This is a genomic window from Streptomyces cupreus (assembly GCF_014257025.1).
Taxonomy (GTDB): domain Bacteria; phylum Actinomycetota; class Actinomycetes; order Streptomycetales; family Streptomycetaceae; genus Streptomyces; species Streptomyces cupreus.
On sequence record NZ_JACMSF010000003.1, the window covers coordinates 160,080 to 182,754 of the forward strand.

Here is a 22,675-nt window from a genome sequence, read left to right on the forward strand (position 1 = left end):
ATCAAGAAACCGCAGCGGGACCGGGCCGACAAGAGGGCGCGTCAGAGTTCGAACCACACCGTCTTGCGCTGCCCGTCCTGATGGCAGCCCCATCTTCGGGCCAGCGCGTCCACCAGGAACATCCCCCGCCCGCTCTCCGAACCGCCCGCGTCCAGCACCTGCGGAGTGCGCCGGCCGGCGTCCTGGACCTCGCAGCGCAGGATGCCGTGCGCGGCGGACAGGGTCACCCGGAACCGGCTCGCCGAGTGCAGCAGCGCGTTGGTCGCCAGCTCGCTGACCAGCAGCTCGGCGGTGTCCAGCACATCATCCTGGCCCGCGAGACCCCATAGCTCCAGCTGCCTGCGCACCTCCGCGCGGGCCTCGCGGATCGCGGAGGGGCGGGGGTCGTACTCCGCGGTCAGATGACCTGCTCCGACGGGCGGTTGACGGTGGGGGCCGTTCCGGAGTTGCAGCATGTTGTCCATGGTCGTCGGGCCATGGACCGGGCGCACGGGTAGATATACCTGTTTCCCTACCTGCGTCCCGCCCGCACTACCCGTATTGCAGGCGTACGGTCGACCCGTCCGCGTCGTCCCGGACGTCGACGTAGGCGCAGACCTGGCGGGCGTACCACAGGCCCTGTCCTGGTTCCAGTTCGCCGGTGTCCGGCGGGACGAAGCCGGCCAGGGGGTTCTCGACGCGCCGGGTGGAGCGTAGCTCACAGACGCAGCCCGGCGCCTCGCCCCACAGCCGCACCCCGGTGACGGGCCCGAGCGCGGCCGCCGCCTCGGTGACGGCCAGCGCGAACAGCTCCGCGTCCGCCGCCGACAGCCCGCTCCCGCCCGACCAGGCCCGTACGGCTTCGGCGTCCGCGCGGGCCAGCGGCGTGGCGTCGGCGGGGGGCGGTGGCAGGGGTACGGCGTCCAGCTCGGCGGCGAGCCGGACGGGGTCCTCGTACACGCCCGTGGCGGGGTGGGCGCGGCGGGCCTCGGCGATGAGGGCGGGGCCGGCCGTGCGGGTGTCGTAGACGCACAGGGCGGTGGTGGCGAGAGGGGCGAACAGGAGGTTGGCGAGGGCCTCGTAGCGGATCCACTCGGCGCTCTCGCGTGGCGAGCGTCCGGCCCGGCCGCTCCAGACGGGTTCCATCAGCAGATGGATACGGCCGCCGGGGCCGCCGTGCGCGGCGAGGTAACCGGCCGCCTGGGCGACGGCATTGGCGGCCGAACCGGTGTACCAGTCGGTGTGCGGGACGAGTCCCACGTGCTTCGCGTCGGCGCCGAGGGCGTCCCGCAGGAGGTCCAGTTTGCCGGGGGCGGCGATGGCGACGGGCGGGGGTTCGTCGGGGCTGTCCAGAGCCTCCGCGAGGAAGGGGAGGGCGGCGGCCACGAACGCGTCGTCGGCGGCGAGGACGGTCATGCGGTGGTCGAACGCCTGTGGTCGGTTGCTCACGCGATCCCCTGTCTGTGCCGTGTCGGGTGGTGGTTCAGTGCCTGGCCGTGACCCAGGCGGCGAGCTGGCTGCGGTTGCTCAGGCCGAGCTTGCCGAGGATGCGTTCCACATGGCCCTCGGCGGTGCGGCGGGCGATGACCAGGCGGTCGGCGATCTGGTGGTTGGCCAGGCCCTGCGCCACGAGCTCGGCCACCTGGGACTCCCGGGGGGTCAGATGGGTGCCTCGTGGTTGAGCTGCTGGCTCCGGGGCGGCCCGTCCTTCGTCGAGGGCCTGGCCCACCAGCTCCGTCAGATCCAGCTCGCTGCCGTGCCGGTACGCCTTCTCGTACGCGGCCTCGCTCAGGGCCGCACGGGCTCGGCGCTCGCTGTCCTCGCGGGTCTTGTTGAGGGCGGCGGAGCCCCAGCGGTCGCGGTCGATGTCGGACCAGATCCGGTCGGCGCCGCCGAGCAGCAGCGCCGCGTGTTCGTGGGCGCCGGTCTCCGTGGCGATGCGGGCCAGGAGGTCGAGGGTGAGGGCGATGCCGGTGATGTCGTGCACGGCGAGCTTGAGGCGCAGGGCCTGGTGGGCGTGGCGATCGGCTGCGGGCCAGTCCCGCTTCACCGTGTGGGCCAGGGCGAGCATCCGCAGGACGTACGAGTGCACCCACTCCTCGCCGTGCCGTTCGCAGAGCCGGCGGGCCTCCTCGCAGACGGCGACGGCCCGGTCTGCCTCGCCCAGGAAGCCCAGCGCGCAGGCGAGTTCCACGCGGTCGAGGCCGACCAGGCTGAGGTGCTGGCCGGGGACGCGGCCCCGGGTCGCGGCGGCCTCGAAGTGGGTGAGTGCGGTGGGCAGGTCGTCGAGGAAGAGGGTGATGACGCCGATGACGTAGGCGGCGTGGGCCGCTTCGGCCTGGTCGCCCAGGTCTCGGGCGAGGGCGCGGGCCTCCTCGGCGAGGCGGCGGCCGTGCACGAGGTCCCGGGTGACGGCGGCGAGGAGTCCGGCGATCCACAGGGCGCGGGCGCGTTCCGGGGTGGGCTCGGGGTTGGCGGCGAGGGCGCGTTCCAGCCAGTGACGGCCCTCTCGGGGGGCGCCGCAGGCGTGCCAGTAGAACCAGAGGGTGCCGGCAAGACGGAGAGCGGCGAGCCGGTCTTCGGGAGTGGCCAGAGGGTCGTCGGACACGGCGGAGGGCTCGGCCGGTGCGGCCGGAGGGTCGTCGGACACGGCGGAGAACTCGGCCCGCGCGGCCGGAGGCTCGTCGGAAACGGCGGAGAACTCGGCCGGTGCAGCCGGACAGTCGTCGGACACGGCGGAGAACTCGGCCCGTGCGGCCGGAGGCTCGTCGGAAACGGCGGAGAACTCGGCCGGTGCAGCCGGACAGTCCTCAGACACGGCGGAGAACTCGGCCCGTGCGGCCGCAGGCACGTCGGTGACGGCAAGGTGCTCGCCGGGCTCGGCAGGGCACTCCCGCGATACGGCAGAACACACGCCCGGCACGGCACAGCACCCGCCCGGCACGGCACAGCACCCGCCAGGCACGGTGTCGCGCTCACCCGGGACCGCGAGCCGTTCTCCCCGTGCCGTGAGGCCGAAGTCGAGGGCTGCGCGCAGGTTGTCGTGGTCGGCTCGCAGGCGGGCTACGATCTCGCGTTGCCCCGGGCCGAACCAGGCGCGTTCATACGCACTGGCCCGCCGCTGCATCCATGCCCGCTGGCGCCGCCGGGCAGCGAACTCCTCGCCGGGCAGGGCGCGCAGGCGGTCGAGGCCGTAGTGGCGGAGGGTGTCGAGGAGGCGGTAGCGCACGGCACCGGCCGCCGTCTGTCTGATCAGTACCGACTTGTCCACCAGGCCGGTGACCGCCTCCACGACGTCCGCGGGGCGCAGGAGTTCGCCGTCCGCGCACACCGCCTCCGCCGTCTCCAGATCGAAGCCGCCCGACAGCACCGATGCTCTGGCCCAGGTCAACTGCTCCTGTTCCGTGCACAGTTGATGGCTCCAGTCGACCGTCGCACGCAGCTCCTGACGGTCGTCCAGGCTCTCCATCAGCTGGTCGAGGCCGAGGTCCCGCAGCCGTCCCGCCGCGAGTTCGATGGCGAGCGGAAGTCCGTCGAGGCGGCGGCACAGGCGGGCCACGGCCGCCCGGTTGTCCGGGGTCAGCCGGAAGCCGGGGTCCACGGCGGCGGCCCGGTCGGCGAACAGGGCGAGTGCCGGGTGGCGGTGGGCGTGGGACAGGTCGCCGTCCGGGTCAGGGACGGGCAGGGGCCGTAGCTCCAGAAGGTGCTCCCCCATCAGGCCGAGGCGGTGCCGGCTCGTCGCCAGGACGTGCACATGCGGGGTGCGCTGGAGCAGGGCCGCGGTCAGCTGCGCGCAAGCCGTCAGCAGATGCTCGCAGTTGTCGACGACGAGGAGCAGCCGCCGGTGCCCGAGCCGTTCGGCGAGCGCGTCCAGTGGGGGCCGGTCGGTGTGGTCGTGCAGGCCCAGGGCGTGGGCGGCGGCGTGCGGGACGAGGGCAGGGTCGTCGAGTCCCGCCAGGTGCACGAAGCGGACGCCGTCCGGGAAGGTGCCGCGGACCCGGTCCGCGAGGCGCGTGGCGAGACGGGTCTTGCCGACGCCGCCGGGACCGGTCAGGGTGACCAGGCGTGCGCGGGCCAACAACCGCCGTACCGAAGCCAGTTCGGTGCGCCGGTCGACGAAGCCGGTCGACTCGGGCGACCCGTGGTCGCCTCGCCGTGGCGCTGATCCGCCCATGATCAGCCAGTCCAGTCCTCTGAGGTTGTGGTCCGAGAAGCGAGCCGGAGTGCGGCCCTCCTCTTGGCCGCGGACCCTCACTGTCCCCGCTTCGCCCCGGACATGCACACGAAGCTCACACGCCCGGGTGCAACTTCCGTCAGGCCCGTGTCACATGCCGCCCGCACGCGTACACTGCCCGGCCCTCGCCGCCCGAACGGTTCACGCCATCGCGGCCGTTTTCACCCTTGACCTGCTCATGCCACACGCGGACGATGAGCGCCACCCGCACCAGCACGTCGCTGAACCACCCCCCTGCTCCACTCCCCAACTTCCGGAGATCCCGGAATTCCTGGAGACACAAGGAGAATTCATGCGACTTCGCATACGAGGCTCGGGCGCCCGCAGCGGCAGACGCACCGCCGCGCTCGCCACCCTCCTCGCCCTGGCCCTCGCGGCACCCCTCTCCGCGAACGTCACGGCGAGCGCCGACAGCGGTACCAGGGCGGCACCCTCCGCCGACGACATCCGCCAGTACGAGATCCACACCCACTCGACGGCCAGGGACCGCACCGCGATCCAGCGTCTGGGCGTCAGCGTGGACGAGGTCGACTCACACGGCCTGGTGGTCTCCGGCCGCGCCGACCAGATCCGCAAGCTGCGCGGGCTCGGCTACGAGGTCACGCCGCTCGCCGCCGTACCGGACCGGTCGAACGGCGCGGACGACATCCGGCTGCTCGACTTCCCGTCGGCCGACTCCCGCTACCACAACTACGCGGAGATGACGAGCGAGATCAACTCGATCGTCTCGGCGAACCCGAGCATCGCCAGCACGCGTGTGATCGGCACGTCGTACCAGGGCCGGAACATCACCGCCATCAAGATCAGCGACAACGTCGGCACGGACGAGTCCGAGCCGGAGGTGCTGTTCACCCACCACCAGCACGCCCGTGAGCACCTCACCGTCGAGATGGCGCTGTACCTGCTGCGCGAGCTGACCTCCGACTACGGCACCGACTCCCGGGTCACCAGCATGGTGAACGGCCGTGAGATCTGGATCATCCCCGACGTCAACCCGGACGGCGGCGAGTACGACATCGCGACCGGCTCGTACCGCTCCTGGCGCAAGAACCGCCAGCCCAACTCCGGTTCCTCGTACGTCGGCACCGACCTCAACCGCAACTGGAACTACCGCTGGGGCTGCTGCGGCGGCTCCTCCGGTTCCACGTCCTCGGAGACGTACCGGGGTTCGGCGGCAGAGTCCGCGCCCGAGGTGAAGGTGGTCGCGAACTTCGTGCGCGGCCGGGTCGTCGGCGGGGTGCAGCAGATCAAGGCCGCGATCGACTTCCACACCTACAGCGAACTGGTGCTGTGGCCCTTCGGGTACACGTACTCCGACACGACGACCGGGATGACGGCCGACGACCGGAACGCCTTCGCGACGGTCGGCGGCAAGATGGCGGCCAGCAACGGCTACACGCCGGAGCAGTCCAGCGATCTGTACATCACCGACGGGTCGATCGACGACTATCTCTGGGGTGCGCACAAGATCTTCGGGTACACCTTCGAGATGTATCCGCGCTCCAGCTCCGGCGGTGGGTTCTACCCGCCCGACGAGGTGATCGAGCGGGAGACCTCTCGTAACCGGGACGCGGTGCTGCAGTTGCTGGAGAACGCGGACTGTATGTACCGGTCGATCGGGAAGGAGTCCCAGTACTGCTAGGAGGACTCCCTACTCGGACTCCTCGAAGTAGGCGTCCAGCACGGCGTCGAGCTGTGACTCCCACTCGCTGAAGCGGCTCCTGGCCGTCGCCTCGATCTCGATCGGGTACCAACGGCGGTCAGGAGTGTGCACCGTGACGGTGAACCGCTTGCCGAAGCGGGCGGACTCCGTCTCCACGGCGCCGATCTCGTCCCAACGGAACTCGCACTCCTGGTCGTCCAGGGCGAGACGGACACCGCGGCGGTCGGCGACGATCTTCGCCCGGCGGTCGGAGGCTTCGAAAACGGGGCCGTCGTCGTCGGCATCGTCGGCGTCGTCCTCCGCCGCCTCCGCCGCTTCCTCTACGACCGTCTCCTCGGCCTCCGCCTCGGTCTTCGCCGGCTCCTCCGCCTGCGTCTCCTCGGACTCGCGCTCCTTGGACACGGGCTCCTTGGACACGGGCTCCTTGGACACGGGCGAGGTGAGCCCGGGGACGAAGGCCGGGTCGAATCCGGCGCCCTCCAGGGGCTGGCTGCTCGATCCTATGCGCTGCTCCACAGCGGGCAGTATGGTCGACGATCCTGTGCGCCACACAGCCAGCCCCCTGCATCGTTATACGAAGATGCTCTCCGTCAGCTCAGGACGGCGAGGGCGTCGATCTCGATGAGCAGGCCCGCGGGGAGGCCGACGTAGACCGTCGTGCGTGCGGCGGGCGGGGCGGTGAGGTTCTGCGCCTCGAAGTACGCGTTGTAGATCTCGTTCATCTCGGCGAAGTGGTCCACGTCGGTCAGGTAGACGCGGATCATCATCACGTCGTCCCAGCTCGCGCCGCCCTCCTCCAGGATCGCCTGGACGTTGGCGAGGGTCTGGAGGGTCTGCTCGCGCAGCGTGGGACCGGCGGGCGTGGGCGGCCTGCCCTCCTCGGCCGGCAGGAAGCCGACCTGGCCCGCGACCTGGAGGATGTTGCCCTTCTTCACGCCGTGCGAGAACTTCGCGGGCGGGGTGGTGTGGGTCTTGGGGGTGAGCGCGATCTTGTCCGTCATACGGGGTCCTTTGCCGGGTTCTTGCCTGAGTACTCGCCGCTGATCTCGTCGGCCGTGCGGCGCACCAGCGGGAGCAGGGTGAGGAGTTCGTCGGCGGTGACGACGACGTTGGGCGCGGAGAGCGACATCGCGGCGACGACTTTGCCGTCCGCGCCGCGGATGGGGGCGGCGACGCAGTTGATGGACTCCTCGTGACCGCCGAGGTCGGTGGCCCAGCCCTGTTCGCGCACCTTGTCCAACTCCCTCAGAAAGGCTGGGGCGTTGGGGGTCGAACGGGATGTGTACATGGGGTAGTCGAGCTTGTCGGCCAGCGCCCGGCGCTCGTGCTCGGGCAGGTCGGCGAGGAGCAGCTTCGCGACGGCGGCGACGGTGATGGCGACCGGCTTGCCGATCCGTGAGTACATCCGTACCGGGTAGCGGCTCTCGACCTTGTCGATGTAGAGCACCTCGTCCTCCTCGTACACGGCGAGGTGGACGGTGTGTCCGCAACTCTCGTTGAGGCGTACGAGGTGGGGGTGGGCGATCTCGCGGATGTCGAGGTTCTCCATCGCCTCCTGGGCGAGGGAGATGAGGCGGGCGCCGAGGCGGTAGCGCTGGTCGGACTGGCGGTAGACCATGCCGTGCTCGTGGAGGGTGCGCAGGAGGCGGAGAGCCGTGGACTTGTGCACCCCCAGGCGGTCGGCGACCTGGCCCAGGTCTGCGGGGCCCTCGGCGAGCAGCGGCAGGATGCTCAGCGCGCGGTCTACGGTCTGGCTCATGGGGTGCCTACCTCCTCATCGGCCCGCTGTTCGGTCTGTGTCCAGCCGGGGCCGAGTCGAAGTCTCCCCCACGCGTCGCCGTCGAGGGCGGTGAGGCGGTCGGCGGTGTCGCGGGCGGGGGGCGGGGCGAGGTCGCCTGGGGCGGTGAGAGCGGCGGCGGCCCAGAGGTGCCCGTACCGAATCCGGTCCCGGACGGGGAGGCTCCGGAGGGTGCCGGAGAGAAATCCGGCGGCGAAGGCGTCTCCGGCCCCGGTGGTCGCCACGACGTCGACGGCCAGGGCGGGTTCGCATACGAAGGCAGGCTCCTGGAACGCCGTCGCCCCCCTCGCCCCCTCCTTCACCACCAGCACCCCCGGCTCCGGAAGCAGTTCCCTGATCTCCTCCGGGCCGCCCTTCACCCCCCACGCCTCCTTCGCCTCGTCCTCCCCCACGAACACGATGTCGGCGCCCCGCGCCAGTTCCAGCAGCACACGTGCGTCGGTGCGGTCGGTCCACAGGCCGGGTCGGTGGTTGACGTCGAAGGAGACGAGGGGCCGCCCCGGCCGGGGGGCCGTGAGTTCTCGCAGCAAGGTCAGGCAGTCGTCCGACAGGGCGGCCGTGATGCCCGACAGGTGCAGGATCCGGCCCGCCCGTACCGCCGCCAGGTCCACCTCGCGAAAAGACATGGCGGAGGCGGCGGAACCCGCCCGGTAGTACGCCACCTCGTGCGCGTGCGTCCCGCGGTCCCCCGCCGTACGGAAGTACACGCCCGTCGGCCGCACCGGGTCCCGGTGTACCGCCGACACGTCGACGCCGTAGGAGCCGATCGCCTCGATCAGGTGGTCGCCGAAGCCGTCGGCACCCACTCGGCTCACCCAGCGCGCCGCGTGCCCGGCGGCGGCCAGGGCGCAGGCCACGTTGGATTCCGCGCCGCCGATCGACCGGTCGAAGGACGGTACGTCGGCGAGGCGGCCCGGTCGGCCGGGGAGGAACGCGACCATGGACTCGCCGAGCGTGACGACGTCGACGACGTCGGGGGTGTTGCGGGTCCCGGTGATGGTCACGATGGTCGTAGCTCCCCAACCTTGTGCTCGTGTTGGCCGAGATGTTAGACAGCAGTGAGCGACATACGCAATGAACATTGCAGATAACGCAACACTCCAGATCAGGGAGGCCCCATGGCCGCTGAAGCGCTCGCCCTTCTGGCCGAGGAACGCGTCGACCACCGCTTCAAGGGCCTCCCGCCGGATGCCATGGGCCGCACGGTCGCCGAGCTCGCGGCCGAGCGGCGCAACCTCTTCACGGACGGCTTCGCCACCCCCGTACTGGCCCTGTCCGCCGAGCGCCTGGAGCACAACCTGCGCCTGATGGAGACGTATGCCGAACGCCACGGCCTCGCCTTCGCCCCGCACGGCAAGACCTCCATGGCCCCGCAGCTCTTCCAGCGCCAGATCGAGCACGGCGCCTGGGGCATCACGCTCGCGGTACCGCACCAGGTGTGGGTGGCGCGGGAGTTCGGGATCCAGCGGGTGTTCCTCGCCAACGAGCTGGTGGACGCGGCGGCTCTGCGCCGCCTCGCCGCTGAGCTCGCCTCCGACCCGGCCTTCCGGTTCGTCTGTTACGTCGACTCCGTGCGCGGGGTGGAGCTGATGGACGCGGCGCTGAAGGGCGCCGCCCGGCCCGTGGACGTCGTCGTGGAGCTCGCCGCGGGCGAGGGCGCGCGGACCGGCGTCCGCACAGAGGCGGAGTGCGCCGCGGTCGCCGACGCCGTGGCCGCCGCCCCGACGCTACGGCTGGTCGGTGTCGCCGGGTACGAGGGCGAGGTTCCGCAGGCAACCCCGGAGCGGGTGCACGCATGGCTGCGCCGGCTGGTGGCGCTGGCCGTGGACTTCGACAAGGCGGGGCGGTTCGCGGACACGGACGAGATCGTCGTCAGCGCGGGCGGCAGCGCCTGGTTCGACGCGGTGGCCGATGTGTTCGGGGAGATCCCCGACCTCTCCCTACCGGTACTGAAGTTGCTGCGCTCGGGCGCGTACGTCTCGCACGACGACGGCCACTATCGCAAGCTGACCCCCTTCAACCGGGTCCCCGAGGAGGGCGCCCTGGAGCCCGCGTTCCGGCTGTGGGCGCAGGTGGTCTCCCGCCCGTCCGCCGAGCAGGCCTTCCTGAACGCCGGCAAGCGGGACGCGGCGTACGACCTGGACCTGCCCTTCGCACAGGTGGTCCGCCGGGACGGCGTGGAGCGCGCGGCGGCCGGGATCGAGGTGACGGGCCTGTCCGACCAGCATGCGTGGCTGCGTACGGCGCCCGAGGCGGACCTGGAGGTGGGCGACTGGGTCGGCCTGGGCCTGTCCCACCCCTGCACGTCCTTCGACAAGTGGCCGCTGATCCCGGTCGCCGAGGCGGACGGCACGGTCGTCGACTACATCCGGACGTTCTTCTAGGAGGCCCGCTGTGCAGGATCTGGTCATCCGGGACGCCGAGGTGGTGGACGGCTCCGGCGCCGACTCCTACCGCGCCGATGTGGTCGTCGACGACGGCCGGATCGTCTCGATCGTGCGCGAGGCAGCGGCGGCGGGCTGTCAACGCCCTTCCGCCATGCGCGAGTTGGAGGCGGAGGGCCTGGTTCTCTCCCCCGGCTTCGTCGACATGCACGCGCACAGCGACCTGGCCCTGCTGCGGGACCCCGATCACAGCGCGAAGGCCGCACAGGGGGTGACCCTCGAAGTCATCGGCCAGGACGGGCTGTCGTACGCACCGGTCGACGACCGTACGCTCGCCGAGGTCCGCCGCGCGATCACCGGCTGGAACGGCCACGGCGACGACATCGACTTCGACTGGCGGTCGGTGGGCGAGTATCTGAACCGTCTGGACTTCGGTTTCGAGGGCCGGGGCATCGCCGTGAACGCCGCCTACCTCATCCCCCAGGGCACGGTCCGCGCGCTCGCGGTCGGCTGGGAGGACCGGGAGGCGACGCCCCGAGAGCTGGACCGGATGCGGCGGTTGGTCGCGGAGGGCATGGAGCAGGGTGCGGTCGGCATGTCGTCGGGGCTGACGTACACGCCGGGCATGTACGCGAAGGACGCCGAACTGACCGAACTGTGCCGGGTGGTGGCGTCGTACGGCGGCTACTACTGCCCGCACCACCGGTCGTACGGGGCGGGTGCGCTCGAGGCGTACGAGGAGATGGTGGCCCTGACGAGGGAGGCGGGCTGCGCGCTCCACCTCACCCACGCCACCATGAACTTCGGTGTGAACAAAGGCCGGGCGCCGGAGCTGCTGGGGGTGCTGGACGAGGCGCTGGCAGCCGGGGCGGACATCAGCCTCGACACCTACCCCTACACCCCCGGCTGCACCACCCTCGCGGCGCTGCTGCCGAGCTGGGCGAGCGAGGGCGGGCCTGAGGCGGTGCTGGCACGGCTGCGGGACGAGGAGACCGCCGAGCGGATCCGGCATCACCTCGAAGTCATCGGCTCGGACGGCTGCCACGGGGTGCCGATCGAGTGGGAGACGATCGAGATCTCGGGGGTGAGCGACTCCGCGCTCTCCCCGCACATCGGCCACCGCCTGGACGGCTGGCCGACGGCCCGCCGGCTGCTCCTGTCGGACCGGCTGGGCACGACGATCCTCCAGCACGTCGGCCACGAGGAGAACGTTCAGGCGATCATGCGCCACCGCGTCCACACGGGCGGCTCCGACGGGATCCTCCAGGGCAGCAAGCCGCATCCGCGGGCGTACGGCACGTTCCCGCAGTACCTCGGCCGGTACGTACGGGACTTGGGCGTGCTGTCCCTGGAGGAGTGCGTCGCGCACCTGACCGGCCGCCCGGCGGCACGGCTGCGACTGCCGGACCGCGGCCTCGTCCGCGAGGGCTACCGCGCCGACCTGGTCCTGTTCGACCCGGAGACGGTGGCGGCGGGCTCGACGTACGAGGAGCCGAGGAGGTTGCCGACGGGCATCCCGTACGTCCTGATCGACGGCCGTTTCGTGATCGAGGACGGCCGCCGAACGGACGTACTGGCGGGGCGGGCGGTGCGGAGAACCCCGTAGCCCTTACGGCTTGGGCAGGACGCACCCACTGGCACTCAGGTCGAGCTTGTTGTCGATGCCGAAGCAGGCGGGAATCTGGTAGGTCTGCTGGGCGTAGTTGATGCCCTGGCGGACGGTGACGTTGCCGCTCGCGTCAACCTCGCAGGGGTTGTTGACGGTGCAGCTCTGCCCGTCCTCGTTGCCGGTGTTGTTCACGGCGACGACCTTGCCGGTGGCCTGGTCGAGCACCGGCGAGCCCGACGTACCGCCGATGGTGTTGCAGGCGGAGGTGTAACGGACGGAGTCCTTCCAGGTCCAGTCGCCCTCCTTCAGGCGGTAGGCGAAGCCGTCGATGGAGCAGTTGTAGATCCGCTTCCAGTAGCCCGAGACGACGCTGATGGCGGTGCCGGCGACGGGGTGGGTGTCGTTGACGGTCAGCGCACTGATGCCGTACGAGGACCTGATCTGCGCGTAGGTGCGGGTGAGTTGGTAGATCGCGGCGTCGGTGTCGGTCATCGTCGCGTAGGCGATCTTGCTGGCGCGCAGGGTGGCGACACGGGTGCCGGAGGAGTTGAGCAGCCCGAAGGAACGGCTGGAGGCCTGGTCGACGATGACCTCGCCGGGCTCGGGGAATCCGGACTCCAGGCAGTGGCCGTTGGTGAGCACGAGCGCGGGGTCGTTGTCCTCGGAGTCGGGCATCCGGATGACGGACCCGGAACAGTTGCTGAGCGACACGGTCCCGGCGAAGTTGACGGCCTGGATCGCGGGTGCGGCGCTGTCGCTCCTCTCGGGAGCGGCAACCGCGGGTGCCGCGCCGGCCCCGGCGATGGCCAGGGCGGCGAGCGCGACGACGAGAGGCTTTCTCATGTGGGGGTCCCCTCTTGCGACGAAGGTGACCGGAGATCTTCCGGCCACCCACTGATTTGTCATGCGCATTGTTATGTGAGGGGACTATGAGAACAAGCAGTCATTTCCGGCCATGGGAGCGGGGGGCGGCCCCGAGTAACGGCAGAATGAGCATCCGCGAGCCCGAACTCCCCACGGGCTCCTACGACTTCATCTCCTGCGCAGGGAGCCTCGGCCGACGCCGAAGCCTCCCGCGAGCGCATCAACGCCTGCACGGGAACTGTTAGCAGGGTCCTGACCCGCGGTTGACGCGTCCTGCGCCGACGCCCAGGCCGCTCAGCCTCTCTCCGGTTTACTTCGGCCCTTTGGTCGACCCTTGTCCCGGCTTGCTCCCGGAGTTGCCAGGACCCGTGTCCGCCGGGGTCGTGGTGGTGGGCTGGGAAGTGGTGGAGGGGGACGTCGGCGAGGCGGCCGCGGACGTCTTGTCGGAGTCCTTCGGAGTCTTCGGGTCCGTCGCGTCGGGGGATGCCGTGGTGCCCGGGGTATCGGACGAGGCCATCGAGGCGGTGGACGGTGTCGCGGACGGGTCCGTCGAGGCGCCCGAGTCGTCCTTTGCCGAGCGGGCCGGGTCCTTCTTGACATCCGCGTCACTGGAGGCGGAGTCGGAAGAGAAGCCGAAGCCTGCCACCAGGGCCGCGACCGAGACCGTGCCCAAGGCGCCGGCGGCCAGCAGGGCGCGGCGGCGGTTGTCGCGGCGCCGGTGCGAGCGGCGGGCGGCGCGGCCGTCGGCGCCGGGCTCCCAGCCACCCTCCGGTGTACCCGGCACCCTCGGCAGTTCGCTCGTCTCGTCGTACGCGTTCTGCCAGCCGTGCGCCACGGCCGGGTCGGCGTACTCCTCGTAGGCGGGGGACGGGGCCGTCTGCGGGACGTACACCTGTGGCGGGCCCTGGGGGTCCGACTCCTGGGCGCCAGTCACGCCATTCGCGGCATTCACGCCGTTTGTCCCGTTTCCGTACTGAGGTGGCCTGGACATGGCCGCACATTGTAGGGACGGGAGGGGCCCATGGAACAGCAGACGGCGATAACCACACAAACCACCCGTCTCATGTGGTGGGAAACACGGCCCATGGGGCGTTACCGGGCCGTAAGCTCACCGACATGCAGGTGATCCAGTCGACCAAGCTCGCCAACGTCTGTTACGAGATCCGGGGCCCGGTTCTCGAAGAGGCCATGCGGCTTGAGGCGGCGGGTCACCGCATCCTCAAGCTGAACACCGGCAACCCCGCCGCCTTCGGGTTCGAGTGTCCCCCCGAGATCCTTGAGGACATTCTGCGGAATGTCTCCTCGGCACATGGCTACGGCGATGCCAAGGGGCTCCTCGCGGCCCGCCGCGCCGTCGTCATGCACAACCAGACCCTCGGCATCGAGACCGACGTAGAGCACGTCTTCGTCGGCAACGGCGTCTCCGAGCTGATCGTGATGGCGATGCAAGCGCTGCTGGACGACGGTGACGAGGTGCTCGTCCCCTCGCCCGACTACCCGCTGTGGACCGCCGCCGTCTCCCTGTCCGGCGGCACCGCCGTGCACTACCGCTGCGACGAGCAGTCCGACTGGATGCCCGACCTCGCCGACGTGGAGCGGAAGATCACCGACCGCACCAAGGCGCTCGTCATCATCAACCCGAACAACCCCACGGGCGCCGTCTACGACGAGGCCCTGCTCAAGGGGCTCACCGACATCGCCCGCCGCCACAACCTGCTCGTCTGCTCCGACGAGATCTACGACAAGATCCTCTACGAAGGCGCCACGCACACCGCGACCGCCAAGATCGCCCCCGATCTGCTCACCCTCACCTTCAACGGCATGTCGAAGGCGTACCGCGTGGCCGGCTATCGCGTCGGCTGGATGTCGATCTCCGGCCCGCGCGCCCACGCCGACTCCTATATCGAGGGCCTCACGATCCTCGCGAACATGCGGCTGTGCGCCAACATGCCCGGGCAGCACGGTGTCGTCGCCGCGCTCAGCGGGCGGCAGACCATCAATGATCTGGTGCTTCCCGGCGGGCGGCTCAAGGAGCAGATGGACGTCGCCTATGAGCTGCTCACACAGATCCCCGGCGTCAGCTGCGTGCGGCCCAAGGGGGCGCTCTACCTCTTCCCCCGCCTCGACCCCAAGGTCTTCAAGATCAAGGACGACCGGCGGCTCGTCCTCGATCTGCTGCGGCGCGAGAAGATCATGGTCGTCCAGGGCACCGGCTTCAACTGGAGCGAGCCCGACCACTTCCGGGTCGTGACACTGCCGACGGTCGGCGACCTCAGGGATGCCGTGACCCGGATCGGGAACTTCCTCGACGGCTACAGCCAGACGTAACCCCGAAAAATACGAGCGACTCAACTTTAGACGGAATCTAAGCTAGGATGGCTTCCTGTCAGAGCACAGGAGGCCATCCCCATGTACGAGCCGATCCGCACCAAGTCGGTCCACAGCACGATGGCCGGCACCACCTCCGACTTCCCCCACCGGTCGCGCGAGGAGGAGCTGGACATCCAGCTGGCGGGCCATCTCGCCGCGCTCCTGGCCGTCACCGACGAGCTGCGCGCCCTGGCCCCGTCCGCCGACCTGGACGCCGCCGCCGAGCGGCTCGCGGAGCAGGTGACCCGGCTGCGCGGTGGCGGCCTGGTCCGCGCGCTACCCGCGGGCAAGCCCCGCGATCTCCAGGCGCTGCACCAGCGCGCCCACACGCTGGCCGGGCGAGCACTGGTCGTCGCGGCATCCCGCGCCGACACGGCGGCCGCCATCCTCGCCGCCGAACGCATGGACGCCCACGCGGCATTCCTGGACCCCCGCGAACTCGCGTCCCACTGAGCCCAAAGGGCTCTCCCCCAACGGCCCCGGTCCGCGCGCACCCGCAGCGACGCGCGGACCGGGCGCCACGCTCCCCATCGGGCGGAAAAGAATCGGCACCCCTTTGAAGCAAGGGGTTCGACCGGTTTGCAGAATTACCGTGGTGCCTTTTCCCGGAATTCTTGATCAGAGCCGTTCCGCACGTCCGTAGATAAACCGGCGAAGTAAGAAAGTTGCAGGTCAGGACTGTAGAGAATGAGACACCCTCATCTCTGCAAGTTCGCGTTACCCTCACTTAACCCGGCGCCTCGTCCGCCGCCTCTAGCGTGACTCACCCGGACCTACGCGAACGAGGTGATGTGACCATGCATGCGAGGGATCATTTAGCGCTTCAGGAAATCGCCAGGACACCTTTCACCACCGCCGACGACACGGCCCGAAGCCTTCTGGAGCTCGCCGGGCCCGACGGCCCCCGACTGGTGGGGCATCTCATAGCGCGGGGACGGGAGCACGCCGTCGACTCCCTTGCCGCCGCCCTGGACATCACCCCCGCTCCGGCCGCCGCCCTGACGGAGGCACTGTGCGCCCACGCGCCCCGGCTCACCGGCGCCGAGGCCGTCGCCGTGGTGCTGGCCGCTGCGGGGGTGGGAGTGGTGTTCGGCTACCCCGGCACCAGCGAACTCGCCCTGTGCGACGCGGTCGACCGCACCCCCGGTATGGAGATGATCAACGGCCGGGGCGACAAGGAGTCCGCCTTCATGGCCGCCGGAGCCGGACTGCTCAGCCCCGGCCGGGGCGCCGCCATCCTGCACGGCGCCCGGGGCCTGACCAACGCGGGCGGTGCGCTGGCGGACGCCCGCCGCAATGAACTCGGCTCCGTGTACGTCGTAGGACTGCCCAGTACGGGATCGGCGGCGTTCCTTCCCCCGCACGGGGAGGAGAACCTGCTCGGCGCGATGGGCGAGTTCAGTGACTGGTGGTGGCAGGCGCCGCCCGTGCCCGAGGAGCCGCAGGCGGCCGGGGCCGCGGGCGCGGCCTTCGTGGCGCGGCTGCGGGAGGCCGTACGGAAGGTGCGTCAGGCGCCGCACCGGCCCGCGCTGATCGGCGTACCGCAGGATGTGGCCGAGCGGCGGTGGGTTCCGGTCGCCGCGCTGGAGGAGCCGCCGCTGCCCCCGGCGGCCCGGCACCCGGACGCCGAGGTGACGATGGCGGCCGTGGGGCTGCTCGCCACCGCCGTCCGGCCGGTGCTGCTGATCGACGACTACGCCCTGCGCTTCGACGGCGTCCGCGAGGGTCTTGACCGGGTGAGCCGGGTCCTGGGCGCCGCCGTCCTCCAGGTGCGCTATCGCCGCGGGCCGATGCTGTTCGAGCGGCTGCGTGCCGAGGAGGTGACCGGATTCGCGGGCTGGCTCAACCCCTACAGCGACGCGCACGGCGAACTCCTCGACCGCTGCGATCTGTTGGTCACCGTGGAGGACCGCAACATCTACCCCCGGGTCGTGGGGCCCCTTCCCGGCTGCCGCAAGATCGTACTCAACACCGATGCGGGCAAGGCCCTGAAGAACGGCTATCTCGGGCCCGACGACCTCGTCGTCGACGGAGACCCGGGCGTCGCACTGCTCCGGATGGCCGAACTGCTGGAGATCAACCTGCCGGCCCGGCCCCAGACGCCGTGGTTCGGCCCCGAGGTCGCCGCCGAGTCCGATGTCACCCCCGAACCGGCCGAGGCGAAGGTGGTGCGCGCCCGCCGGGACATCGCCGCCGCCGTCGCGGGCGCCCTCGCGGCGCTGCCCCGACCGGTGCTGGTGGACGACAGCCAGATGTTCGGCGGGCTGCTCGCCGAGAGCTACGACGCCCTGCCGCCGGGGCTGCGGATCCTCGGCGGGCACGGCGGTTTCGTCGGCTCCGGCATTCCCCTCGCCACCGGGCTCGCGGTGTCCGAACCGGACCGGGGTGTGCTGTGCACGCTCGGGGACCAGGCGTTCACCAACTCCTTCCAGGGTCTGGTGGCCGCCGTCCAGCAACAGGCCCGGATCACCTACCTGGTCTGCAACAACGGCCAGTCCGTCTCCCTGCTCAAGCAGTCCGCCGCGTCCGGCCCCGACTGGTTCGGCGCCGGGCAGCGGCCGATGCTGCGGAACGTCCCCGGGCTCGACTACTGCGCCATCGCCCGCGCGATCGGCGTAAAAGCCACGTCGGTCGAGGTCCCCGTGCTCGCCCCCTCCTCGGAGGTCTCGGCGTCCGTGGCCCGGCTGTCGGAGGCGCTGGAGAGTGCCGTGGCGACGATCGGCCCCGCGCTGGTCGAGCTGCGGCTGCCCGCCGAGCCGGAGGTCTGGCGCGGGATCTGGGTCACCCAGGGCTTCGAGACGCACCGGAGGGTGCAGGCATGAGCGTGCTGCTGGCCGACACCGCCGCTGTGCCCGAGGTCGCCCGACTCGCCGGACTCGGGCTGATCCAGGGCGTGACCACCAACCCGAAGCTGATGCGGGCGGTGACCGGGGACCCGCTGCGTCAGCTCGCCGCGCTGCTGGCCCTGGACCTCATGACCGTCTACTACCAGCCCACCGGCGTCGAGGGCGCCGAGCCCAAGGATCTGGAGGCCGAGGCGGTGCGCGCCCATGATCTGGGCCCGGACCGGGTGGTGATCAAGGCGCTGGCGACGGCCGACGGCACCCGGCTCGCCTCCGCCCTGGTCCGCCGGCACATCCCGGTCGCGCTGACCGGCGCCCAGTCCGCCGAGGCCATGGCGGTGGCCCTCGCGCTCGGATGCGGCGGAGTGATCCCGTACTACGACCGGGGCCTGCGCGATCCACGGGTCTCCGACACGCTCATCGCCGACCTGGCCGCCGTCCGCTGGTCCCGGCCCGTCCCCTCGATCACCACCGCGTCCGTGAAGACCGGCGAGCAGGTCGTGGCCGCCTTCCGGCAGGGCGCCGACGGGGTGTCCGCCGCGCCCGCGGTGCTGGACGCGCTGACCTCGCATCCCGCCTCCGTCGAGGCGGAGCGGGACTTCCTCGCGCAGTACGGCCCGGCATGACGCTCACGACCGTCCTGCGGCCGTCCGCGCTCGCCGGGCACTACGCCGCCGTACTCCTCGACCTCGACGGCACCCTCGTCGACTCGCGGGAGTCGGTGGACCGCGCCTGGCGGGTGTGGTGCGAGCGGTACGAGGTTCAACTCGCTGAGATCGAGGGGCTGCTCCACGGGCGGACCGCGTCCGATCTGGTACGGCTGATCCGCCCGCACTGGTCCGAGCGGCGGGTCGCCGAGGCCGCCCGCTTTCAGTTGCTGGTGCAGGAGGAGGATCCGGAGCCCGGTACGGCGGTGCCCGGTGCGGGCGCACTGCTCGGAGCGCTCGGCAACTGGGCCGTCGTGACGGCCTGTTCCAGACGGCTGGCCGCGCACCGGTTGCGGTCGGCGGGGCTGCCGGTGCCGCCGGTGCTGGTGTGCGCGGAGGACGTACGGCGCGGCAAACCGCATCCCGAGTCCTATGAGTTGGGGGCGGCCCGGCTCGGGGTGCGGGCGGCGGACTGTCTCGTCGTCGAGGACGCGCCGTCGGGCGTCAGGGCCGGGCGGGCCGCCGGATGTGCGGTGGCGGCGGTGCCGGTCACGCATGCCGCGGGGGCGCTGGGCGAGGCCACGGCGGTGGTGGAGAGCCTGGCGGAGCTGGCCGTGGTGAGGAGCGCCGCATGAGGCGGGCTCGGCGGGCGACCACGGTCGTCTTCTTCCTGCACGCCGCCGTGTACACCACCTGGGTACCGCGCATCCCAGAGGTGAAGGACTCGCTCGGGCTCGACAACGACAGCCTGACCCTGGTCTTCACCGGCGTGGCCGTGGGCCCGCTGCTGACGATCCCGCCGACGGGGCACGCCTGCCGGCGGTTCGGCAGCCGTCCCGTCGTACGGGTGGCGCTCGCCGTGTACGGGGTCAGCCTGGCGCTGCCCGCCCTGGCCCCGGGTCTTGCGGAGCTGTTTTGCGCGATGGTGCTGCTCAGCGCCGCCAACTCCACACTGGCGGTGGCGATGAACACGCACGGGGTCACCGTGCAGGCACAGCTGGACCGTCCGGTGTTCGCCTCGCTGCATGCCGCCAACAGCTTTGGCGGGCTTGCCGGTTCGGGGCTCGGCACCCTGGCCGCGGCCGCGGAGGTGGCGCCCAAGGCGCATCTGGGGGTGGCGGCGGCGCTGAGCACGCTCACCGGGGTCGTGGTGACACGGGGGCTGTTGCCCGCCTCCGCCGACGACCGGCGGCATCCGGCGGGGATCGGCGGCCGGGCCCGGGCGCGGGTGCCTGCCTCGGTCGTCGGTCTCGGGCTGCTCGCGCTGTGCGTGTTCCTGACCGAGAGCGCCGTGACCAACTGGAGCACCGTGTACTTCACCGACGAACTCGACGCCCCGGCCGCGGTCGCCAGTGTGGCGTTCACCGTCTTCGCCGCGGCCATGGGCGCCGGACGGCTGGTGGCCGACCGGCTCGCGGAACGGTTCGGCGCCGTGCGCACGGTGCGGTGGGGTGCGCTTACGGCCACGGCGGGCATCGGTCTTGCGGTCGTACTGGAGAACACCGCGGCGGCGATCGTGGGTCTCGGCATCCTGGGCGCGGGGATCGCGGCGACCGTTCCGGCCGCGATGCGCGCCGCCGGGGAGAACCCCGACGTCCCCAGGGCGGTCGGCATCGCCACGGTGTCGATGATCGGCTACCTCGGGTTCCTCGCCGGACCGTCGGCGTTCGGACTGCTGGCGGGAGTCGTCGGCCTCTCGGTCGCTTTCGGCCTCCTCGGTGCGCTGGCGGCGACGGCGGCGGCACTGGCGGGGTCCGTGTCCGGACCCAACTCACGAAAGGGCTTCCATGAAACAGGTGGATCTACCCGAACGCGGCGCCCTGGACCTGCTCCCCGTCATCGGTCCTGACCGCACCGAGACCCTCAGGGACGGGCTGCGGGCAGCCGCCAAGTCGCTGTCCGGCCGGACCGTCTGGCAGATCAACACCACGGCGACCGGCGGCGGAGTCGCCGAACTCTCCTTCTCCCTGCTGCCGTACGCACGCGGCGTCGGAATCGACGCCCGCTGGCTGGTCCTCGCCGGGGACAGCCGCTTCGTCGACGTCGGAAAGCGGCTGTGCCTGCTGCTGTACGGCCATGAAGTCGCCGAGCCCGACGAGGCGGGGTACGCCCATTACGCCGAGGTGTGCGATGAGGCGGCGGCGCACCTCGCCGCCCGGCTGAGGCCCGGCGACGTGGTCGTCCTGCACGATCCGCAGACCGCGGGGATGGCTCCCGTACTGCGGCGGGCCGGGGCGAGGGTGGTGTGGCGGTGCCACATCGGCAGTGACCTGCCCACCGCGGCGGAAACCTGGGAGCGACTACACCCATGGCTGAGGGCGGCCGAGTTGCTCGTCTTCTCCACGCGTCGGCACATCCCCGGGCCCTTGCGTGACAGCCCGGTTCGCGTGATCCCACCGTCGATCGACCCTCTCTCCCCCAAGAACCGGGACATGGACGCGGCACAGGCGACGCAACTCCTCGGCAAGGTAGGCCTGTCGGTGGGCATCTCCCCATTGGTCGCGCAGATCTCCCGCTGGGACGTACTCAAGGACATGCCCGGCGTCATGACCGCGTTCCGCACGGCCCTCCACGCGAGCGACGCCCACCTGGTCCTCGCGGGCCCGGACGTCACCGCGATCGCCGACGATCCGGGCGGTGCGGCGGTGCTCCGCGACTGTCATGCCCGGTGGCTCGGGCTTCCGCGGTCCGAGCGGGACCGCATCCACCTGATCTCGGTCCCGATGTCCGACCCGGCCGAGAACGCCGCCATCGTGTCCGCACTCCAACGGAACGCGACGGTCGTCGTGCAGAAGAGCCTGGCCGAGGGTTTCGGGCTGACGGTGACGGAGGCCATGTGGAAGGCGCGCCCGGTGCTCGCCAGCGCGGTGGGCGGCATCGCTGACCAGATCGACGACGAGCACGAGGGCCTGCTCGTGACGGACCCGCACGACCACGCCGCCGTGGGCCGCCAGTTGTCCCGCCTGCTCGCCGACCCCGCGCTGGCCGCCCGCCTGGGCACAGCGGCCCGGCGCCGGGTGCACGGTGACTTCCTGCCGGACCGACACCTGCTCCAGTGGGCCCGGGCGGTCCGGGACCTCATCGATTGAGGATTCCCGTAAGGGAATCCCCCAATCCCGTTGCATAACGGGTCGCCCCCTTCACTCCCCGTTAATCCGGGACGCCCCGGAACTTGGGGTTCCGAGAGCACGCTCACCGGCGTGAGACGAATCACAGGAATCGTCCTCGCGGTGTTGCTGATCGGCGGCGTGGTGGCAGCCGTCGTGGCGGGCCGGGAATCCGGGGACAAGGGCACGGCAACGAAGACCGTGCGGGCAGTGATCGGTTCGGAGAAGGCGGAGTTCTTCGCCGATCCCGACGTGGTGAAGGCCCTTGCCGCCAAGGGCTACACCGTGCGGACGGAGACGTCCGGGTCCTGGGCGATGGAGGAGCTCGACCTCAAGGGGTACGACTTCGCCTTCCCCTCCAGCAAGGCGCCCGCCGACGAGCTGGCCGCCACGTACGAGGCGCGCCAGCCGCTGCCGCGGCCCTTCTACTCGCCCCTCGTCGTCGTGGCCCACCGCCGATCCGCCGAGGTGCTGGCGGCGGGCGGCATGGCCACGCTGGACGGAGAGCATCGCGGCACCCTGAAGATGGCCGCCTACCTCGACGCGGCCCGCGCGGACAAGACCTGGCAGCAGCTCAAGGGCGCCGAGAAGTACGGGGAGTTGACCGGCACCCTCTACATCGCCTCCACCGACCCGGAGACCTCCAACTCGGGCGCGCTCTACCTCGCCGCGGCCTCCTATGTGGAGGGCGGCGGCCGGGTCGCCGCGAGCGACAAGGACGTCGAGGCGACCGCGCCGCTGATGCGCAAGCTGGTCAGTGTGCAGGGCGCCCAGCAGTCCAGTACGGACGCGGCGTTCCGGGACTTCGTCAGCGGCGCCGGGAACCCGCTGGTCCTGGTCTACGAGTCGCAGGTCGCCGCGATGCTCGGGCAGGGCACGGGGGCAGGCGTGGACGACCTGACCGTCCTCTACCCGGACACCACGACCAACAGCGACCACACCGTCGTACCGCTGACCGAGGACGGCCGGGCGCTGGGTGAACTGCTCAGCTCGGACCCCGAGTTGCGCCAGCTGGCGGTCCGGCACGGGTTCCGGCCGCAGGGCGCCACCGCCGAGTTCACCTCGGCCACCGCCGCGCACACGGCGTATCTCAACCAGAAGCTCACCGGCGTCCGGCAGGCGCCCGTGCCCACCTCCGCGGTGCTGCACGACATGGCGCGCCGGGCCGGATCCTAGG

The 22,675-nt window shown here is 71.2% G+C and carries 20 protein-coding genes; 11 read left to right on the plus strand and 9 right to left on the minus strand.

From position 1 onward, the window contains the following. Window positions 1–41 precede the first annotated feature (41 nt). The 3 genes from H4N64_RS04115 to H4N64_RS44785 form a co-directional block, all read right to left on the minus strand. The gene (locus H4N64_RS04115) at window positions 42–455 is read right to left on the minus strand and encodes an ATP-binding protein (RefSeq protein WP_186280706.1); all 414 of its coding nucleotides are present in this window, start codon (window positions 453–455) and stop codon (window positions 42–44) included. A 76-nt stretch (window positions 456–531) separates the two neighbouring features. Further along, window positions 532–1,428: an MEDS domain-containing protein gene (locus H4N64_RS04120; protein ID WP_336246628.1), complete on the minus strand. Its 897-nt coding sequence runs from the start codon at window positions 1,426–1,428 to the stop codon at window positions 532–534. A 34-nt stretch (window positions 1,429–1,462) separates the two neighbouring features. Then, entirely contained in the window at window positions 1,463–4,153 is a 2,691-nt protein-coding gene (locus H4N64_RS44785; RefSeq protein WP_260859532.1) for a LuxR C-terminal-related transcriptional regulator, read from the minus strand. 352 nt (window positions 4,154–4,505) lie between these two features. On the opposite strand from H4N64_RS44785, the gene H4N64_RS04130 reads away from it, so the two are divergent. Then, window positions 4,506–5,855 (plus strand): M14 family metallopeptidase, encoded by a 1,350-nt coding sequence (locus H4N64_RS04130; RefSeq protein WP_186280707.1) that lies wholly within the window; start codon window positions 4,506–4,508, stop codon window positions 5,853–5,855. A 9-nt stretch (window positions 5,856–5,864) separates the two neighbouring features. Here H4N64_RS04130 and H4N64_RS04135 read toward each other — a convergent pair whose 3' ends face one another. From H4N64_RS04135 to H4N64_RS04150, 4 genes are all read right to left on the minus strand, one after another. Continuing rightward, window positions 5,865–6,392: a hypothetical protein gene (locus H4N64_RS04135; protein WP_186280708.1), complete on the minus strand. Its 528-nt coding sequence runs from the start codon at window positions 6,390–6,392 to the stop codon at window positions 5,865–5,867. A gap of 74 nt (window positions 6,393–6,466) precedes the next feature. Then, window positions 6,467–6,877: a RidA family protein gene (locus tag H4N64_RS04140; protein ID WP_186280709.1), complete on the minus strand. Its 411-nt coding sequence runs from the start codon at window positions 6,875–6,877 to the stop codon at window positions 6,467–6,469. After that, the gene (locus tag H4N64_RS04145; protein ID WP_186280710.1) at window positions 6,874–7,635 is read right to left on the minus strand and encodes an IclR family transcriptional regulator; all 762 of its coding nucleotides are present in this window, start codon (window positions 7,633–7,635) and stop codon (window positions 6,874–6,876) included. The genes H4N64_RS04140 and H4N64_RS04145 overlap by 4 nt, the downstream gene beginning before the upstream one ends. Next, window positions 7,632–8,678, minus strand: coding sequence for a PfkB family carbohydrate kinase (locus tag H4N64_RS04150; protein ID WP_186280711.1), 1,047 nt, complete (start codon window positions 8,676–8,678; stop codon window positions 7,632–7,634). Before H4N64_RS04150 ends, H4N64_RS04145 begins: the two co-directional genes overlap by 4 nt. Before the next feature lie 114 nt (window positions 8,679–8,792). Here H4N64_RS04150 and H4N64_RS04155 point away from each other — a divergent pair, with 114 nt between their 5' ends. Continuing rightward, entirely contained in the window at window positions 8,793–10,058 is a 1,266-nt protein-coding gene (locus H4N64_RS04155; RefSeq protein ID WP_186280712.1) for an amino acid deaminase, read from the plus strand. 10 nt (window positions 10,059–10,068) lie between these two features. Continuing rightward, the gene (locus H4N64_RS04160; protein WP_186280713.1) at window positions 10,069–11,664 is read left to right on the plus strand and encodes an amidohydrolase family protein; all 1,596 of its coding nucleotides are present in this window, start codon (window positions 10,069–10,071) and stop codon (window positions 11,662–11,664) included. Between the two features lie 3 nt (window positions 11,665–11,667). Here the strand turns inward: H4N64_RS04160 and H4N64_RS04165 are convergent, their stop codons facing one another. Beyond that, window positions 11,668–12,510, minus strand: coding sequence for a S1 family peptidase (locus H4N64_RS04165; protein WP_186280714.1), 843 nt, complete (start codon window positions 12,508–12,510; stop codon window positions 11,668–11,670). 331 nt (window positions 12,511–12,841) lie between these two features. Further along, window positions 12,842–13,465, minus strand: coding sequence for a hypothetical protein (locus H4N64_RS04170; RefSeq protein ID WP_186280715.1), 624 nt, complete (start codon window positions 13,463–13,465; stop codon window positions 12,842–12,844). A 182-nt stretch (window positions 13,466–13,647) separates the two neighbouring features. Between H4N64_RS04170 and H4N64_RS04175 the strand changes: the two genes are divergently transcribed. The 8 genes from H4N64_RS04175 (at window position 13,648) to H4N64_RS04210 (ending at window position 22,674) form a co-directional block, all read left to right on the plus strand. Continuing rightward, complete coding sequence (locus tag H4N64_RS04175; RefSeq protein ID WP_186280716.1) at window positions 13,648–14,859, plus strand: pyridoxal phosphate-dependent aminotransferase; 1,212 nt, start codon at window positions 13,648–13,650, stop codon at window positions 14,857–14,859. Window positions 14,860–14,940: 81 nt separating this feature from the next. Further along, window positions 14,941–15,354, plus strand: a complete 414-nt coding sequence (locus H4N64_RS04180; RefSeq protein WP_186280717.1) for an SCO4983 family protein — start codon at window positions 14,941–14,943, stop codon at window positions 15,352–15,354. Window positions 15,355–15,698: 344 nt separating this feature from the next. Continuing rightward, on the plus strand, window positions 15,699–17,723 hold the full coding sequence (locus tag H4N64_RS04185) for a thiamine pyrophosphate-binding protein (protein ID WP_186280718.1): 2,025 nt from the start codon (window positions 15,699–15,701) through the stop codon (window positions 17,721–17,723). Next, window positions 17,720–18,370, plus strand: coding sequence for a transaldolase family protein (locus H4N64_RS04190; protein WP_186280719.1), 651 nt, complete (start codon window positions 17,720–17,722; stop codon window positions 18,368–18,370). Before H4N64_RS04185 ends, H4N64_RS04190 begins: the two co-directional genes overlap by 4 nt. Beyond that, window positions 18,367–19,026 carry an HAD-IA family hydrolase gene (locus tag H4N64_RS04195; protein ID WP_186280720.1) on the plus strand — a complete coding sequence of 220 codons (660 nt, stop codon included), beginning with the start codon at window positions 18,367–18,369 and terminating at the stop codon, window positions 19,024–19,026. The genes H4N64_RS04190 and H4N64_RS04195 overlap by 4 nt, the downstream gene beginning before the upstream one ends. Then, on the plus strand, window positions 19,023–20,240 hold the full coding sequence (locus tag H4N64_RS04200; protein WP_186280721.1) for an MFS transporter: 1,218 nt from the start codon (window positions 19,023–19,025) through the stop codon (window positions 20,238–20,240). The genes H4N64_RS04195 and H4N64_RS04200 overlap by 4 nt, the downstream gene beginning before the upstream one ends. Further along, on the plus strand, window positions 20,188–21,480 hold the full coding sequence (locus H4N64_RS46310; RefSeq protein ID WP_186280722.1) for a glycosyltransferase: 1,293 nt from the start codon (window positions 20,188–20,190) through the stop codon (window positions 21,478–21,480). The genes H4N64_RS04200 and H4N64_RS46310 overlap by 53 nt, the downstream gene beginning before the upstream one ends. A 111-nt stretch (window positions 21,481–21,591) precedes the next feature. After that, window positions 21,592–22,674 carry a substrate-binding domain-containing protein gene (locus H4N64_RS04210; protein ID WP_186280723.1) on the plus strand — a complete coding sequence of 361 codons (1,083 nt, stop codon included), beginning with the start codon at window positions 21,592–21,594 and terminating at the stop codon, window positions 22,672–22,674. Window position 22,675 lies beyond the last annotated feature (1 nt).

What these genes read in the sequence shown, in the direction of transcription:
- H4N64_RS04115 (WP_186280706.1), bottom strand. Translation starts at nt 455, where the DNA reads ATGCTGCAACTCCGGAACGGCCCCCACCGTCAACCGCCCGTCGGAGCA.
- H4N64_RS44785 (WP_260859532.1), bottom strand. Translation starts at nt 4,153, where the DNA reads ATGGGCGGATCAGCGCCACGGCGAGGCGACCACGGGTCGCCCGAGTCG.
- H4N64_RS04130 (WP_186280707.1), top strand. Translation starts at nt 4,506, where the DNA reads ATGCGACTTCGCATACGAGGCTCGGGCGCCCGCAGCGGCAGACGCACC.
- H4N64_RS04140 (WP_186280709.1), bottom strand. Translation starts at nt 6,877, where the DNA reads ATGACGGACAAGATCGCGCTCACCCCCAAGACCCACACCACCCCGCCC.
- H4N64_RS04145 (WP_186280710.1), bottom strand. Translation starts at nt 7,635, where the DNA reads ATGAGCCAGACCGTAGACCGCGCGCTGAGCATCCTGCCGCTGCTCGCC.
- H4N64_RS04155 (WP_186280712.1), top strand. Translation starts at nt 8,793, where the DNA reads ATGGCCGCTGAAGCGCTCGCCCTTCTGGCCGAGGAACGCGTCGACCAC.
- H4N64_RS04165 (WP_186280714.1), bottom strand. Translation starts at nt 12,510, where the DNA reads ATGAGAAAGCCTCTCGTCGTCGCGCTCGCCGCCCTGGCCATCGCCGGG.
- H4N64_RS04175 (WP_186280716.1), top strand. Translation starts at nt 13,648, where the DNA reads ATGCAGGTGATCCAGTCGACCAAGCTCGCCAACGTCTGTTACGAGATC.
- H4N64_RS04180 (WP_186280717.1), top strand. Translation starts at nt 14,941, where the DNA reads ATGTACGAGCCGATCCGCACCAAGTCGGTCCACAGCACGATGGCCGGC.
- H4N64_RS04185 (WP_186280718.1), top strand. Translation starts at nt 15,699, where the DNA reads ATGCATGCGAGGGATCATTTAGCGCTTCAGGAAATCGCCAGGACACCT.
- H4N64_RS04190 (WP_186280719.1), top strand. Translation starts at nt 17,720, where the DNA reads ATGAGCGTGCTGCTGGCCGACACCGCCGCTGTGCCCGAGGTCGCCCGA.
- H4N64_RS04195 (WP_186280720.1), top strand. Translation starts at nt 18,367, where the DNA reads ATGACGCTCACGACCGTCCTGCGGCCGTCCGCGCTCGCCGGGCACTAC.
- H4N64_RS04200 (WP_186280721.1), top strand. Translation starts at nt 19,023, where the DNA reads ATGAGGCGGGCTCGGCGGGCGACCACGGTCGTCTTCTTCCTGCACGCC.